At 50.3% G+C, this 16,130-nt stretch carries 18 protein-coding genes; 4 read left to right on the top strand and 14 right to left on the bottom strand.

Annotated elements, in window-relative coordinates; translation table 11 throughout:
* Positions 1-37: 37 nt before the first annotated feature.
* The 4 genes from JQN59_RS18970 to JQN59_RS18955 all read left to right on the top strand — a co-directional run bounded on the left by JQN59_RS18970 (position 38) and on the right by JQN59_RS18955 (position 3,566).
* A complete protein-coding gene (locus JQN59_RS18970) occupies positions 38-964 on the top strand; it encodes an ABC transporter ATP-binding protein (protein WP_003829469.1) in 927 nt (308 codons plus the stop codon).
* The gene (locus tag JQN59_RS18965) at positions 961-1,731 is read left to right on the top strand and encodes an ABC transporter permease (protein WP_003829467.1); all 771 of its coding nucleotides are present in this window, start codon (positions 961-963) and stop codon (positions 1,729-1,731) included. The genes JQN59_RS18970 and JQN59_RS18965 overlap by 4 nt, the downstream gene beginning before the upstream one ends.
* A gap of 103 nt (positions 1,732-1,834) precedes the next feature.
* Positions 1,835-2,275: a PTS sugar transporter subunit IIA gene (locus JQN59_RS18960; protein ID WP_071446609.1), complete on the top strand. Its 441-nt coding sequence runs from the start codon at positions 1,835-1,837 to the stop codon at positions 2,273-2,275.
* A gap of 61 nt (positions 2,276-2,336) precedes the next feature.
* The gene (locus JQN59_RS18955; RefSeq protein ID WP_048214922.1) at positions 2,337-3,566 is read left to right on the top strand and encodes a polysaccharide deacetylase family protein; all 1,230 of its coding nucleotides are present in this window, start codon (positions 2,337-2,339) and stop codon (positions 3,564-3,566) included.
* 1 nt (position 3,567) lies between these two features.
* Here JQN59_RS18955 and JQN59_RS18950 read toward each other — a convergent pair whose 3' ends face one another.
* The 14 genes from JQN59_RS18950 to JQN59_RS18885 all read right to left on the bottom strand — a co-directional run bounded on the left by JQN59_RS18950 (position 3,568) and on the right by JQN59_RS18885 (position 16,130).
* Entirely contained in the window at positions 3,568-4,629 is a 1,062-nt protein-coding gene (locus tag JQN59_RS18950) for a fimbrial protein StkG (protein ID WP_048214921.1), read from the bottom strand.
* A gap of 12 nt (positions 4,630-4,641) precedes the next feature.
* Entirely contained in the window at positions 4,642-5,241 is a 600-nt protein-coding gene (locus JQN59_RS18945) for a fimbrial-like protein (protein ID WP_076726034.1), read from the bottom strand.
* 18 nt (positions 5,242-5,259) lie between these two features.
* Positions 5,260-5,817, bottom strand: a complete 558-nt coding sequence (locus JQN59_RS18940; protein WP_048214919.1) for a fimbrial protein — start codon at positions 5,815-5,817, stop codon at positions 5,260-5,262.
* A 26-nt stretch (positions 5,818-5,843) separates the two neighbouring features.
* Entirely contained in the window at positions 5,844-6,428 is a 585-nt protein-coding gene (locus JQN59_RS18935) for a fimbrial protein (protein WP_082193789.1), read from the bottom strand.
* Positions 6,429-6,450: 22 nt separating this feature from the next.
* Entirely contained in the window at positions 6,451-9,048 is a 2,598-nt protein-coding gene (locus JQN59_RS18930; protein ID WP_103014374.1) for an outer membrane usher protein, read from the bottom strand.
* 67 nt (positions 9,049-9,115) lie between these two features.
* Positions 9,116-9,868 carry a fimbrial chaperone gene (locus tag JQN59_RS18925; protein ID WP_149607627.1) on the bottom strand — a complete coding sequence of 251 codons (753 nt, stop codon included), beginning with the start codon at positions 9,866-9,868 and terminating at the stop codon, positions 9,116-9,118.
* A gap of 79 nt (positions 9,869-9,947) precedes the next feature.
* Entirely contained in the window at positions 9,948-10,553 is a 606-nt protein-coding gene (locus JQN59_RS18920) for a fimbrial protein (RefSeq protein WP_048214915.1), read from the bottom strand.
* 280 nt (positions 10,554-10,833) lie between these two features.
* Positions 10,834-11,214, bottom strand: a complete 381-nt coding sequence (gene panD / locus JQN59_RS18915) for an aspartate 1-decarboxylase (RefSeq protein WP_003018640.1) — start codon at positions 11,212-11,214, stop codon at positions 10,834-10,836.
* Positions 11,215-11,309: 95 nt separating this feature from the next.
* Positions 11,310-12,164 (bottom strand): pantoate--beta-alanine ligase, encoded by an 855-nt coding sequence (gene panC, locus JQN59_RS18910; protein WP_076726040.1) that lies wholly within the window; start codon positions 12,162-12,164, stop codon positions 11,310-11,312.
* Positions 12,165-12,175: 11 nt separating this feature from the next.
* Positions 12,176-12,970, bottom strand: a complete 795-nt coding sequence (gene panB / locus JQN59_RS18905) for a 3-methyl-2-oxobutanoate hydroxymethyltransferase (RefSeq protein WP_048214913.1) — start codon at positions 12,968-12,970, stop codon at positions 12,176-12,178.
* A 110-nt stretch (positions 12,971-13,080) separates the two neighbouring features.
* A complete protein-coding gene (locus tag JQN59_RS18900) occupies positions 13,081-14,349 on the bottom strand; it encodes a fimbrial protein (RefSeq protein ID WP_149607628.1) in 1,269 nt (422 codons plus the stop codon).
* 19 nt (positions 14,350-14,368) lie between these two features.
* Positions 14,369-14,944 carry a fimbrial-like protein gene (locus JQN59_RS18895; protein ID WP_079945043.1) on the bottom strand — a complete coding sequence of 192 codons (576 nt, stop codon included), beginning with the start codon at positions 14,942-14,944 and terminating at the stop codon, positions 14,369-14,371.
* 6 nt (positions 14,945-14,950) lie between these two features.
* Positions 14,951-15,541, bottom strand: a complete 591-nt coding sequence (locus JQN59_RS18890; protein ID WP_048216356.1) for a fimbrial protein — start codon at positions 15,539-15,541, stop codon at positions 14,951-14,953.
* A gap of 16 nt (positions 15,542-15,557) precedes the next feature.
* Positions 15,558-16,130 (bottom strand): fimbrial protein, encoded by a 573-nt coding sequence (locus JQN59_RS18885; protein WP_048214911.1) that lies wholly within the window; start codon positions 16,128-16,130, stop codon positions 15,558-15,560.

Below are 16,130 nucleotides of genomic sequence, written 5' to 3'. Positions count from 1 at the left end.
TATATAAAATGTCAGAACGTAAGGTAAGTATAAAAACATGACCATTGCTCTGGAACTTCAACAACTTAAAAAAACTTACCCCGGTGGCGTTCAGGCGTTACGCGGGATAGATTTGCAAGTCGAAGCGGGTGATTTTTATGCGCTTTTGGGACCGAATGGCGCAGGAAAATCCACCACCATTGGAATAATCAGCTCGCTGGTGAATAAAACCTCCGGGCGGGTGAGTGTCTTCGGATACGATCTTGAAAAAGATACGGTTAACGCGAAACGCCAGCTTGGACTGGTACCGCAGGAGTTTAACTTTAACCCGTTTGAAACCGTGCAGCAGATCGTGGTCAACCAGGCGGGTTACTACGGTGTTGAGCATAAAGAAGCGGTCAAACGCAGCGAACTATATTTAAAGCAGCTCGATTTATGGGAAAAACGTAACGAGCGCGCGCGCATGCTGTCTGGTGGGATGAAACGTCGTCTGATGATTGCCCGTGCGCTGATGCACGAGCCGAAATTACTCATTCTGGATGAACCAACGGCGGGCGTCGACATTGAGCTGCGTCGTTCAATGTGGGGTTTTTTAAAGGATTTAAACGACAAAGGCACCACCATTATTCTGACCACTCACTATCTCGAAGAAGCGGAAATGCTGTGTCGTAATATCGGCATTATTCAGCACGGCGAGCTGGTGGAAAACACCTCGATGAAGAGTCTGCTCTCCAAGCTGAAATCTGAGACCTTTATCCTCGATCTGGCACCAAAAAGTCCGCTGCCGAAACTGGAAGGTTATCAGTACCGACTGGTCGACACTTCCACGCTGGAAGTGGAGGTTCTGCGTGAACAAGGGGTCAACAGCGTCTTCTCTCAGCTGAGCGCACAGGGCATTCAGGTATTGAGTATGCGTAACAAAGCCAACCGACTGGAAGAACTGTTTGTTTCTCTGGTGCATGAAAAACAAGGAGATCGCGCATGATGCAGCTTTACTGGGTTGCGCTGAAAAGCATCTGGGCGAAAGAGATCCACCGCTTTATGCGTATCTGGGTCCAGACTTTGGTGCCTCCCGTCATCACCATGACGCTCTATTTTATTATCTTTGGTAACCTGATCGGCTCGCGTATCGGCGAAATGCATGGCTTTAGCTACATGCAGTTTATTGTGCCGGGGCTGATTATGATGGCAGTGATCACCAACTCGTATGCCAACGTGGCCTCGTCGTTCTTTAGCGCCAAGTTTCAACGCAATATTGAAGAGCTGCTGGTCGCCCCGGTGCCGACGCACGTGATTATCGCCGGTTTCGTCGGCGGCGGCGTGGCGCGTGGCCTGTGCGTAGGCATTCTGGTCACGGCTATTTCACTGTTCTTCGTACCGTTCCAGGTGCATTCCTGGGTCTTTGTGGCGCTCACGCTGGTGTTAACGGCGGTACTGTTCTCGCTGGCCGGTTTGCTGAACGCAGTCTTTGCTAAAACCTTTGACGATATCAGCCTGATCCCAACTTTCGTGCTGACGCCGCTGACCTATCTGGGTGGCGTGTTTTATTCGTTAACGCTGCTGCCGCCGTTCTGGCAGGGACTTTCGCATCTGAACCCAATTGTCTACATGATTAGCGGCTTCCGCTACGGCTTCCTGGGTATTCATGATGTTCCGCTGGTCACCACGTTTGGCGTGCTGGTGGTGTTCATTGCGGCATTTTACTTGCTGTGCTGGTACCTGATTCAGCGCGGACGCGGCCTACGTAGCTAATTCTTTCTTCCTCTCCTGACTCGGGAGAGGAAGACTTTTGATGCTTATCACCATTACCGATTTATCACCCTGATAAACTACTTGCCTGCTAAGGAGGTAGGCAATGTTAGGTTGGGTAATTACCTGTCATGACGATAAGGCACAGGATATGCTGCATCGTCTGGAGAAAAAGTACGGTCCGTTGGAGCAATGTCAGGCGGTAAGTTTCTGGCGTGGGCTCAGCTCGAATATGTTAAGCCGCATGATGTGCCATGCCCTGCATGCCACAGACTCTGGTGAAGGGGTAGTATTCCTGACGGATATGGCCGGGGCTGCGCCATACCGTGTAGCCTCGTTAATGAGTCATAAACATCCCCAGTGTGAAGTGATTTCAGGTATCACCTATCCATTGCTTGAACGAATGCTTTCGTCGCGGGAATTACTGAGCAGTTCTGCGTTTCGCGATTGCATCGTCGCGCTTGGCGGCCCCGAAGTCTCCAGCCTCTGGCATCAACAACAAAAAAATCCCCCCTTCGTGTTGAAGCATGATTTGTATGAGTATTAATCATTGGTATTGATGATGCTTTTGCTACAATAGCCGAGGTTTCTCGCCTCGGTTATCTCATATGGTTATGCGCGTTCTGTTTGTTCTGTTGCTCCTGTTCTCTGGTGGTGTAGGTGCGGCCTTGCCCGCTCGCTATATGCAAACCACGGAGGATGCGGTGATCTGGGCGCATGTTGGCAATAAGACGGAGACTGTCGGTAATTTACGCGCCGGACAGATTATTGCCGTTGAACCGGATGCAAAGGATTACTACACCTTCAACTTCGGTTTTGGCAAAGGCTACATCGACAAAGGGCACCTGGAACCTGTGCAGGGGCGTCAGCGTGTGGAAGACGGCCTGGGTGACTTAAATAAACCGTTGAGTAACCAGAACCTGATCACATGGAAAGATACTCCGGTCTATAACGCACCGGACGTAGGCAGCGCGCCGTTTGGTACGCTGGCAGAGAATCTACGTTACCCGGTGCTCAGTCGGCTGAAAGACAGACTGAATCAGACCTGGTATCAGATTCGCATTGGCGAGCGACTGGCCTATATCAGCGCGCTGGATGCCCAGCAGGATAACGGTATCCCGATTCTGACTTACCATCATATTCTGCGCGATGAAGAGAACACGCGTTTTCGTCATACCTCAACCACCACCTCAGTGCGCGCGTTCAGTAACCAGATGACCTGGCTGCGCGATATGGGCTATACCACGCTGACGATGTATCAGTTGGAAGACTACCTCAATAATCGCGCGAACCTTCCGGCGCGTTCGGTCGTTATTACGTTTGATGATGGTCTGAAGTCCGTTAGCCGCTATGCGCATCCCGTCCTCAAGCAATATGGCTTTAAGGCGACGGCGTTTATCATTAGCTCACGTATCAAGCGCCACCCGCAAAAGTGGGATCCGAAATCGCTGCAGTTTATGAGTATTTCCGAGATGGAAGGGATCAAAGACGTATTCGATTTCCAGTCGCACACCCATTTCCTGCATCGGGTGGATGGCCAAAGGCGGCCAATTTTACTCAGCCGTAACTATCACAATATTCTGTTTGATTTTGAACACTCTCGTCGGGCGCTCGGGCAGTTTAATCCGCATGTGCTCTATCTTTCCTATCCGTTTGGCGGTTATAACGCGACGGCGGTGAAAGCGGCGCATAATGCCGGTTTTCACCTGGCGGTGACGACGGTGAAAGGGAAGGTGAAGCCTGGCGATAACCCGATGTTGCTCAAAAGGCTGTATATTCTGCGCACGGATTCGTTGGAGACCATGTCGCGGCTGATCAGCAACCAGCCGCAGGGGTAATTTACTGGTAGGTCACCTGGAAGGTGATGGTCGTTCCGAAAACGCCAGGCGTCACGGCTTCGGTGTTGGTTTTCACCAGCTTTGCGTTATAAGTGGCGCTAACCTGATAAACAGGCGCACCTATCGGGTTGCCCGCAGCGATAGTCTCTGACTGGTTATTGTGGATCTGTGAATATGCGGGAGTGCGCAGTTTTACACCTACACCTTTTGCCGCGGTAACGCTGGAATTACTGGTAATGGAATTGGTAAATAATGCCCCATCTGACGTGGTGTGTTCCGATACCACTTTCGCATCGACCTCAATGACGTTTGCGCAGGAACCCTCAATTTTAAACGACACCTCTGTTGTGTTATCGTTTTCCAGATCGGAGCGATACCAGTCCCCAAGGTCTACGGTGGTCGGCGCACGAAGCACGCAGGAAGGGGCATGCAGCGGGAGCTGGAACGACATATCATTGATATTGATCGGCACGCGGGGGTGATCGCTCTCGGTTCCGGTATGAGGGTCGCCAATCACCGCATGCCCTAGCATGCCGCCTGCTGCCGTTAAAAACTCCACGTTTGTAGGAAGCCCTTTAAATGTGGGGTCCTGATAAATATCCATCCGGGCGTGCCAGTATCTGGCATTGACGACGCCCTCGTCGTTATTCGCATCGCCTGTTTCATAGTAACTGCCCGCTTGCGGGGGAAACCATGCAGTGACGGTATTGGCGTCCGGGTAAATCGCCAGGGTGTAGTAAATTCCCTCCACGTTGGTACGAAACGTTGCGTGACCGTTTACGTTTCCCCACAGCAATGCGTTATCGGTCATTTGCCAGACACTTTCACCGTCGTTACCAACGTTACAGGAGGACTGCAGAGGCGTGTCAAATTCAAGAAGGATCGTGGGGCTGATCTGTGTGGGGACCGAAATGGTTCCTGGCGGAAGCGGGACGATCATCGTTGACATGCCCGGCATAATTGTCCGGGTGTTGCCGTCATTAAATTTACACTCCATGGCGGCATGCGCTGCGCCCGATGCACCAATTGCGATAAGCGCGAGCCAAAAGTGTTTCAGTCTCATCAATAATTCCTTTTATTCGTAGTTCACATCCACCAGCACGTTACTGGTGACAACGCCGCTGACAACTGCGCCCGTATTCTGATAGCGCGCGTAAAACTGATAATCCGTTAAATACAGAGAACTACTTTTCCCGCTGACGTCGTAAATCACGTTAGAACTGCCATCGCTGTTTAAGACGTTAGTTTTATGGTCCGCAGAGAATATGACGATACCAACGTTTTGTGCCGCACCTGTCGTGGCATCATTTTTGAATACCTGGTTTTGATTGCTCCAAAAACCAGATTGCGGCGTAAAGCTGAATATCAATTGTTTGATGCTACCGTTATCTGCACAGTCTTCGAGACGCACGTTAAAAGGCGTGCCACCCGCCTCGTCGGTAGGCGCATATTTACTGCTGCCGTCGCTATTATAAAACCATGCCCGCGTGACGTTGGGGAGGTAGACTTCCCCCCCATTTTCCAGACTGAGTTTGCAAGTGCTGTTAACAATACTGGCGGTCAGATTGATATCTAAATTGGAACCCGCCAGGCTGATGCCAGACCAAAGCCAGCCCGTCAGACCCATAAGCAACACAAGACCGGGCTGGCGTAAAAGAAACGGTAATAGTTGCATGAGAAAAACACCTGAAAATTAAGGGTATGTCACAACAAAGGTGACCGGAGCCGTGACATTACCGGCGGTGACGTCGCTCAGGGTTTTACCGTTTGCCACGACAATACGTGACGTCATTGGGTAGGTACCGGCACCGTTGGTAATAGTCACCTCTTGTGCAGTTGGTGGCGTTTTACAAGACAGTTGCACACCCGTATCTGCATCACCGCCCCAAATTTCGAAAGCGGTATTGAAGCCAGCCGCATAAGAGTCTCCGTCTAAATTATCACCGGAGCAGGTACCACCTGTGCCCGCTTTAGCTTCTACTTCTGCGATTGTTACGCCGGAGCAGTTGCTGAAGGCAATGCTCAGCGGCATCGCTTTCTTGTTAAGATCCGATTTATATGTCTCACCATAGCCAATAGTGCTGACATTTTGGCCCTCACCATTAACGACGATAGCTTTACAGGTACCGGTTGTAATTGTGGTCCTAAAGGTCATTTGTACACTGTCGGTACCGGTAATAGCGGCTCTGACCATTCCTGAGAATAAGACGGCAGAAACGGATAATGCGATTAAAGCTGATTTAAATTTCATAGTGATGCTCCGTAGTTCCGCGTTAATTACTCGTAGGTAAATACGAATGTCGCAACGGCTGAGAAAGCCCCTGTTGTGGCCGAATTAGCATTGGTCTCTTTCATGATGGCGATCAGCGGAACCTCTTTACTGTTAATTTCTGCCTCACTCCAGACCAGACGTTCTGAATCGACGGTGGAATTAATAACAAAAGGTTCATCAGGTTTGGATGAGCGCGCTACTGACACCCCTGTGTAGTCGGCTGAGCCTTTAGTTCCATTCGTTAATATTTTTGTTGAATACCCGGATGGCGTTCCGTTGATTGATGTCTTTAACGATTGAAGAGACGCAGGGCATTCAACAATCACTAATTTAAAATCTGCCGTTGCCGTCCCCGCCCTTACATCATCAATACGAACTTCACCGCTACTATTACCAATGATTAATTCTTGTATCGTATCGGAGCCTGTACCACCGACCAGTTTCATATCGCAGGTGGTTTCTTTAATTGTGGCCGTGAAGTTAACATCAAGGTTTGTGGAATTAGCGGCAAGCGCGCTTCCAGAGGCTGCCATTGCGACAAATGCCGCAATGGGAAGAGTGAGGCGGTTTCTTTTCATATAAACTCTCATTAGTTTTTCCCTAAACAGGTAATTACATGTGGCAAAGTTGATTGTTCAGTACTGGGGTTAGCCCCGCTTTTGCCGTGGTTTCAGTTATCTGGTAACGCACCGTACAGGTGCTTTCTTTGCCACTGCCCCACACCACGCGAAGTTCTCCCTGTGGTTCCACGCCGCGCACGTAGGCTTGCCCGGCCTGGCCGACGGTACCGACAGTTTCATTTTTCTCGTTAAGGACATCTGCGCCTAAAGGAATGAAGCCTTTATCGCTGCGCTGTAATTCCAGAATCAGTGAGCGGCCTTCATCGGTTTCAAAATTCACCAGCACAACGGCACCGCTGCGCGGTACGGTAACCGTACTGGTGCTTTTGACTTCAACATCGTTCTCCAGCGAGCTGATATCCAGAGAAACCCGGTTTTCGCGGTAGGCTGACATATACGGCAAAATGCCATATCCCGAGCTGCCGATTTCGCTGCTGCTGTAGCCTAGTCCTGCGCCCTGTGCGCCGCTGGCTTTCACCAGCGCGACGGCATCGGTTTCGCCAATGCTGCCCGGCGCGAACGCCACGCCGCCAGAATGCAGCACCATACCTCCGCTGTAGCTGGCGGAATATTGCCGGCTATTGTCGTCGCCAAACGAGGCGGAAAGTCCTAATGGGCCATAGCTGCTGTTGAGGGAGCCAAAACCACTCACCTGATTCAGGTTGCCGTAATTACCGCTGCTTGACGCGGCGCTCACGGAGTAGCTGATGTCATTATCTTTGGTATTGCCACTGGCGGTGGAGTTGACGTTAGTTCCGCCCTTCATGTCAGAACGCAGGCCCATATTGATATTGGAGAAGCTGTCCGAACGTTCCCCACTGTGGGAAAACATACTCAACGGAATACTTAAACTGAGATAGATACTGTCGTCTTTACTGCCGTTCTGGTTATAGGCGCGTTGTAATGACACGCTATAGCTGCCGTAGGCAAAACTGTTGTTGTAACCCACACTATAGTTGGCTGTTGATCCCGCATCATTCCAGTAGTCCTGCCATGTTCCGCTGACATATACAGAACCCCAGGTTGTTTCTCCCTGGTTTAAGGGTTGGTTGATGCTGAGCTGTACCTGATTTTTGGTACGTTGGTAATCAGCATAAAGCTCATCACCTGAGCGATAACTTTGCTGGGCATATTGCTGGTGCTTAACGCTGTCTTGCAGAGACGCGGCGTCATTGAGGCTGAGGTAGTCTTCAGTAGAAAAACGATAAGCGGCGACGTTAAATGAGGTATTGGTCGCCTCGATCATTTTGCTGTAGGTCAGCCGGTAGCTTTGCCCACTGAGCGTGCCGAGATCATCAATACTGGCGTGAGATTGCGTCACATCAAAGGCGAATGCGCCAATGCCGGTGTTCATTGCCAGACCTAATAACCCAGCATAGAAATCCATATCGGTATATTGCGCGCCGATATAGCCGGTAAAGGTGTTGTTTAGGCCATAGTAAAACTGCGCGTAACCCACCTGCGGTTTATCATGCAAAGAATCATCGTTTAGCTCGCCGACGCCGATATCCCAACGTGTCGCGCCAGGGCGCAACATTTGGGTGACAGAAGAAAAGGGGACGGTAAAGCTCCGTTTGCTGCCGTCGGTTTCTTCTACGGTGACCAGCAGATCGTTACCGTAACCCGTGGTGCTGAGGTCGTTAATCTCAAATGCACCCGGTGGTACGGTCGTTTCGTAGATTTTATTGCCACTTTGCATCACCGTGACTTTGGCGTTGCTGTTGGCTACGCCGCGGATGACGGGCGCGTAGTTGCTGGATCCCATCGGTAACATGCGGTCATCGTTATACATGCGCGCCCCGCGCAGGCTGAAGGAGTCAAACGCATCGCCACGGGTGTAGGAATCGCCTATTACCATTTGTGCTTTCAGCGCGGTGATATCTCGCTGTAAATAAACGTCCTGATTGTTGTATTCACTACCAGTATCTTTGTTCCAGTTAAGGCTACCTCGGGAACGCAAACGCCACGGCCCCATATTTAAACCGTAACGCAGACCCATGTAGGCGGTATCGGATGTTGTGCCATTGCCTTCACTGTGCCAGGCGTTCATATCATAAGAGACGATGGCCGCCGGAACGCCATCTTCCCACAGTGATGGGTCAACGTACCCGGCGGGGCGCTTCAGGATATAAATCTGCGGGAAGTTGAGATCCATAGCCTGTTTGCCAGAATCGTAATTCGCCGTTGCTCCGGGGTAGTATTTTTTTATATCCAGACACGTGGTGTTGTCGTCGAGCTCGACGTCATCGCGCATTGCCGCGGGGTCAACGCCTGCCTTGGTGAGTAAAAGCGGTGTCAGACATGCACTGGCGCGTGGCGTACCGTTTTCATTAAAGGTAATTTCAGAGGTGGATTTCAACGCATTGTTAAGATTCACTTTCACACGATAGGTTCCGGCAAGTACCGGGTTGCCATACGCATAGCGACTAATATCGATATTCGCACCGCTATTAAGTAAAAATTGCTCGTTAAATTCTACGGCTTCGTCCGACTCAACAACGGTTTTTTCGGCTTCTGAATTTGCAGCAGAAACAGAAAAAGGGAGTGCTGTGCCAATAGCAAGACATAATAATGAGCGTTGAAATAGCATTGTTTTTCCGAATAATTAATGCGGGCAATAATTGCCCGCTATATTGGTACGTAATTGTTATAATTGATTAATCGATTTTTGCTTCTCGCTTATCTGTGCCACCATTATCATTAATGGTGTTATAGATAACGGTACCGCTAATATTATTCGAAAGACCTTTTACGGGCATGCTGACTCCGCTAAAGGGCAAAACGGATTTGCTGTCGACAGTATATTCTTTACCGCCCATTTTTAATTTTACGTTGGAAACGGAAACGTTGTACGGGCTGTCATTTTGGGCAAACAACGAAAGCGTATTGCCTTCTTTTTTCTGCGACCATTTCAGGTTTGTAGCCGCATCGCCAGGCGTGCCCTTCAGACCATCCGGGCGGAAAAATAGTTTGATCCGGGTGCGAAAGGCGAGTTGAAGTTGATTTAAACTTTCGCCTTCTTTCGCTTTTGATTTTGGCGGGATTTCCAGCACGTTAAACCAAAACAGCGATTCTCGATCCTGAGGTAATGCGCTACCCATATACGTAATACGTAAGGATTGCCCTTTTTGTGGATCGAGACGAGATACCGGAGGCGTAATGACAAATGGCAGTTTTAGCTCCTGCGGATTAACACCGTCACGCCCGTCATCCAGCCAGGTTTGCACCAGTAGCGGTTTATTGCCTCGGTTATCCAGATTCACAATCACGTCTTTTGATGACTGCGGGTACACAATACGTGTTCCGGAAATGACGATATCCGCGTTTACCTGGAATGTTGTAAATGCCGCGAAGGCCGCAGCAGCGAAGCAGGTGGCTTTAAATCCCTTTGTAATAACCATATTGACCATTTTACCCTCCCTGTAGGCACTCTTTAAAATCCCCCAGCACAGCCGCTGAGGGATTGGCTAATCTTTTTAAATAAAAGGATTAGTTATAAATAACGGTGAAGGCAACTTGCGCCTGTACGGTTCCTGCCGTTACCGGACTGCTGTCTGCATTCCACTTCTGGCCTTGGGTGTAGGCTACGCGGTAGAACAGGTCACCGGTGCCATCAGCGGAAATAGTGGCTTTCTGGGTGTTGTTAGTCTGGTCAACTTTGATCAGATCGGTAGCGCCGTTGCCGTTGTTAGCCAGCACCAGGTTAACGTTTTCTGCGGCACCCTGCAGATTCGCCGGTGGTACTAACAGGCCACCGGAGGTTGAGCTGGAACCGCCCCAGGAATCAAACTGAGCGGAGGCATCTTTTACCGTTGCGTTATCACATTCACTCAGATTCAGAGTGAACTGTTTTTCGCCCAGAGTGCTGTTTTCACCCAGTGCGGTAGCGAAGTTTTTAACAAAAACGGTATCCAGAGTAACGTCAAAATCGTTACCATCTTGATCGATTTTATGATCAAGAGAGATTTTACAGGTATTGTTAGAAACCAGACCGTGGAAAGTAATGGTACCTGTATCAGGCTCTGCAGCCATTGCAGAACCCGCACTCAAAGTCATTGCAATAAAAGCTGCTACGCCATATTTTCTAAAAAACATTTCTAATGTCCATATTTAGGTATTAAGCATAAATATAAGATATGTTTTCATATATCTTATTTGTTGAAATATTACATTTCAAACGCATTTTATAGAGGGTGAAGGTGAAAGGGAATGGTGTTATTTATTAGAAATACTTCACGTTCTTTTAAGTAAAATTAAAATGCTTTATTTAAATGATGGTATAAATAATAAATAATATTATTTATTCGTAATATTAAATTAAAGACAACCCACCCCAAAATATGTTTTTCTGGAAGGGTTGTCCTATTATTGAAGTTTAGGCAACCTGTACCGGAATAGCTTTCGCTGTGCGCTTCATTTCGTTGTCGCCTTCAAAATAGGCCACTTTCGGACGCCATGTACGGGCTTCTTCGTCAGACATGGTGACGAAGCTGGCGATAATTACAATATCGCCAACATCAGCGCAATGCGCCGCTGCACCGTTCACTGAAATGATTCTGGAGCCGCGTTCAGCAGCAATCGCATAGGTTGAGAAACGTTTACCGTTGGTCACGTTCCAGATATCAATAGCTTCGTTTTCCAGAATACCTGAGGCATCAAGGAAATCCTGGTCGATGGCGCAGGAGCCTTCGTAGTGCAGGTCCGCCTGCGTGACTTTTACGCGGTGGAGCTTGCCTTGCAGCATGGTGCGAATCATAACGTCTATACCCTGTCGTTTACCTTGGCTAAGCAGGCGTGACTGGCCTGCTTTGAGAAATCTTCAGGCAGTATTGCCCGATTTTTAACCCCTGTCTACTGGGCTAATGTAACGCTTTGATTATCGATCAGACGCGCCTGACCCAGCCAGGCGGCAGCAAGAATTACGGCGCGTTTACTGGTTTCAGTCAACTCCTGCAGCGTGTCGGCATCGCGGATCTGAATATCGTCGGCGCGAAAGCCTTTTTCATTCAGCTCTTGTTCCGCAATGGCAATAATTTCTTGCAGCTCACGATTACCCGCAATCAGCTTTTCAGCAATACCGTTCATCACGTTGTGCAGGCCCGGCGCGATTTTACGCTGTTCTGCCGTCAGATAACCGTTACGTGAGCTGAGGGCCAGACCGTCTTTGGCACGAATAATCGGTACGCCAACGATTTCAATGTCATAACCCATGTCCGCTACCATTTTGCGGATCAGCGCCAGTTGCTGGAAATCTTTTTCACCAAAGCAGGCGATATCGGGTTGGATCAGGTTAAACAACTTGCTGACGATGGTGGCAACGCCACGGAAGTGACCTGGACGACTGGCACCTTCCAGCATGGTAGAGAGGCCGGGAACATCAACGAAAGTCTGACCTTCCAGACCCTGCGGGTAGATTTCCTCAACGGCTGGTGCAAAGACATAATCAACTTTGCGTTTGTTCAGCTTTTCGCAATCTTCCTGCAGCGTACGCGGATAACGCACCAGATCGTCGGGGCGGTCGAACTGCATCGGGTTAACGAAAATGCTCACTACCACCACATCAGCCCGGGCTTTTGCTTCATCGACCAGTTTCATATGGCCGTCGTGCAGGTTGCCCATGGTGGGAACCAGTGCTACGCGTTTGCCTTCCTGACGCAGACGACGAATATGCTGGCGCAGCAGCGGTAGGGTTTCAATGATTAACACGACAAGACTCCTTAATGGAAACTGTGTTCTTCGCCCGGATAAACGCCGGACTCCACTTCAGCCATATACTGCCGCACTGCGGCGCGCATGTCGCCTGCTTCATTGAGGAAATTCTTCGCAAATTTCGGGATGTGGCCACCGGTAATACCAAACGCATCATGCATGACGAGGATTTGCCCGTCGGTGACGTTACCGGCGCCAATTCCAATCACCGGAATCGTCAGCGCTTCAGTGACGCGCTTCGCCAGCTCAACCGGTACGCACTCCAGCACCAGCAGTTGAGCGCCCGCTGCTTCTAAGGCCAGTGCGTCATCCAGCAGTACCTGTCCGGCATCGCCTCGGCCCTGAATTTTATAGCCGCCGAAGATATTCACTGACTGAGGCGTTAATCCCAGATGACCACAAACCGGTACGGCGCGTTCGGTGAGCATTTTCACCGTATCTACCAACCAGGCACCGCCTTCAATTTTGACCATATTTGCGCCCGCACGCATGGCGACAGCAGCGTTTTCAAACGCCTGTTCCGGGGTGGCGTAAGCCATAAACGGCAGGTCGGAGAGCAGCAGACAGTTGGGCGCGCCGCGACGTACAGCCCGGGTGTGGTAAGCAATGTCTTCAACGGTGACGGGCAGGGTGGAGTCGTGTCCCTGTACCGTCATGCCCAGCGAATCACCGACCAGCATCACATTGATGCCTTCATCGGCGAATAATTTGGCGAAGCTGTAATCGTACGCGGTAATGGTGGCGAAGCGCTTTTTCTCTTGTTTGCATTTCTGCAGCACAGCGATAGTAGTGGGTTTGCTCATAACCTCTCCGGCCATAATATTGATGAATAGAATGGCCGCATTGTAGGGGAATGAATCAGAAAAGCGTTAGCCCTTTGTGGGAAACTTATCGACCACCACTTAAACAGACATTAGGGGTAGTCGATGGTGAATATGCCGTTCGCTTTGAAATTCCCTGACCCGATTTGCTGGGTGCCGTCACGTTTGAGCGTCGCCAAAAAATTGAGGGTTTGCGACTGGACGACACCATTTTCACTGCTACCGTAGATATTGTCATCACTGGAAGTATCGCGCTGATCGTTATAGATCGAAGTGGTATCGTTGGGGATCATCACCATCTGCTGGCTATAGCTATTGGCCGCGCCGCTGATCTCCAGACCCACGCCAGTGGCTTTGTTGCTGGTCAGTATATTACCCAGCAGAGTGGGGGTTTTAGCGACAGTGGTGGAGGTGAGCGTCACGTTGATATTGCGCAGGCCCCTACAACCCGCCAGCTTGATGGAAAACGGCACCGCCGTGGCGCCGTTAATAATGTCGTTCGGGCTGTAGTGGCCAAGATCGACGGTAGTACCGCTAACGCTGCTGCCGCTGGCCACCGGTTGTGTGGTGCAGGTGGGTTCTGCGACGGTTACTGCGCTGACATCAAAGGTAGCATTCAGATAATAACTTTTAATACCGGCCCCTACGTTCTCGTTCCAGAAGCGCACATGATAATCGCCATTTTTGAGCAGCGTGATCGTTGAGTTGCCCGGAGTATAAGTTTGATCGGTGTAAAATGTTACCGCGGCATAGTAACCCAGCCCACCCCAGGTATAGTAATATCCTGGTCCTGATTGGTTCGGGCCCTTACAGCCGCCATTATCGCTGACTGAAATCACGTTGTGCATAATACCGTTCTGTATCTGCAAATTTGGGGCACTGACTTTGAGGCTATATGAACTAAAGCTACGTAACTCCAGCGAGAAATAGAGCCCGGTAATGTTTGTTTTAAAAATATCGACTCCGCCGTAGCTACCCGCAGAAACGAGGCCGGACTCCACTGATAAGGTACCCGTAGTGCTCTGACCTTGATCTGAAACGTAGCAATAAAGACTGTTATTTGCCGATGATGAGCCATGGGCACCGTTCCAGTTGATGGTGACGTTCGCGGGTGCCAGCGCATTTGTGCGGCTGAAATAGACGGTGCGCCCACTCGGATAAATTAACTGGTTAGTACCATCGCTTGATGGGCCACCATACTCATAGTTATGTTCCCCGTTGCCTAACACAAAGGTATCTGTCTGCGCATAACCTGCTGCGGGAAAAGATAACAATATGACCAATAAAGTAGACACAACAACGGAAAGTACCGTCTGCCGTCCTTTAAATTTACGATATTCCGCAGGTGTGTTCCCTCTCATTGCTATCTCCTTGTAATTTTTATTCGTAATAAACTGACACCAGCACGCTGGACTTCACCGCGCCGCTGACGATGGCCTGGCCGGACTGTACTTTCTGCATCCGGGCGTAAAACGAATAGCGGCTATCGGCGTAGTCGGCGGCGGTGACGTCATATTGGCTACGCGGTGTACCGTCGGTGTTCATTACGTTATAGATATTGTTGGCATCGTTGACGGAAAAAATCACCACCCCAACATTTTTCGCGCCGTCGCTGGCGTCGTTGGCAAAAATCTGTGCGGAGCCGGGGGCGAAGCTACCGGATAGTGGCGAAAAATGAATGGTGAGTTTCGACGGATCTTTGCCGCTGACCGGCATACAGTCTTTAACGTGGATATAAAAGGTGCTGCCGCCCTGGTAGGGATCTTCCGCAGTTACACCGCTGGCAAAATAGTCGTAGCTTTTTGTACCTAAATCCACCAGGCCGTTATCGTCGACTGAGACTTCACAGCTGGTATTAACTACATTGGCTCTAATTTCTACATCGGTGTCGGCCTCGAGCATGGGGGCCAGTAACAAAAAGCCAATGGTGATGGCGCTTCGCAATAGTTTGCTCATCGTGTCTTACTCATAGGTAATAGTGAACAGGCCCTGGGTAGAGAAGGCGCCAGTGTGTAAATCCGCGACGGTGCTGCCAGAGGACAGCACGATGCGGGCGCTGAGCGGTATGGCGACCGTGGTTTCATCGCTGGCCTGGGCCAGATCGACCAGTTGCTGTACCGGGCTGGCGCAACTTAGCTGTTTGCTGCCGCTGCTGGCTGGTGTTGACGTCGTCCAGATTTCCGCGGACACGTTGGCAGCGTCGTCGCTACCGTTTAGCGCGTTGCGAAAGCCGTTGCCACCGCCAGAAGCGCCATCGCAACCGGTTTTCGCCGTTAGGGTGACGGTAGCCTGTTTTTTGGCCAGCCCCACGCAGTTGCTGAATACCAGTGAAAAAGCCTGTGAGTTGGTTTTATTCACGATTTGTGGAATATAGACATCGCCAATATCGACAATACCATTTACTTTGCCGGTGTTGTCGTGTAGCGCTGCCTGACAGGTTGATGGTGTAATCGTGGTGGAAACCGTCATCTCCAGCGAGTTTGTGCCCGCGTAGCCCGGCAATGCGGGGAGGAGAACCGACAGTGCGCCACATAGCCGAAATAAATATCGCATCAACATAGCCTCCCTGCTATTGATAGGTAAAAGTAAAGGTGACCTTGGCCTGAAAGTCTCCAGCCGTTGGGATTAATGAGGTACTGGCACGACGAAAAAAGGCGCTTAGATCCATACCGTCAGCGATCTGGCTTTGTTTCCAGGTCGTTTTTTCCGTGCCGTCGAGTTTCAGACGGGCCGTGTCATCTTCTCCGTCCGGCTTAAAGCCAAGACCGACGTTTTCGGCATTTCCGCTGGTCAGCGCGTTTTGCAGCATGTAGTTGCTGTTTGAAAGCGTTGTTCCTTTCACGGTCATCGTGATTGAGGCTATGTCGTTATTACACTCTTGTGGCTTGAGCCTGAAGCTACCTTCTGTATTGGCGGTAACGTTAAGCAGCTCAGAAATCCCGATATTCGGGATGGTGAGCGCATACTGAGTGTCGCTGCCGCTGAGAGACGAGTTATTGAGGCTGGTGACTTTCATCACACAGGTGGTCTCTTCAATGACTGCGGTGAAGTTAAGGCTCAGTCCCTGAGTACTGGCAAAGCCTGGCGACGCCAGTAGTGCGTAAGTGAGCGCCAGTACGTTGACTACGTGGTGTTTTCTCAT

The organism is Citrobacter sp. B72, from assembly GCF_016894305.1.
GTDB classification, from domain to species: domain Bacteria; phylum Pseudomonadota; class Gammaproteobacteria; order Enterobacterales; family Enterobacteriaceae; genus Citrobacter; species Citrobacter portucalensis.
Note: the sequence above shows the minus strand (reverse complement) of the source record. Positions and strands in the feature narration are given on the sequence as shown.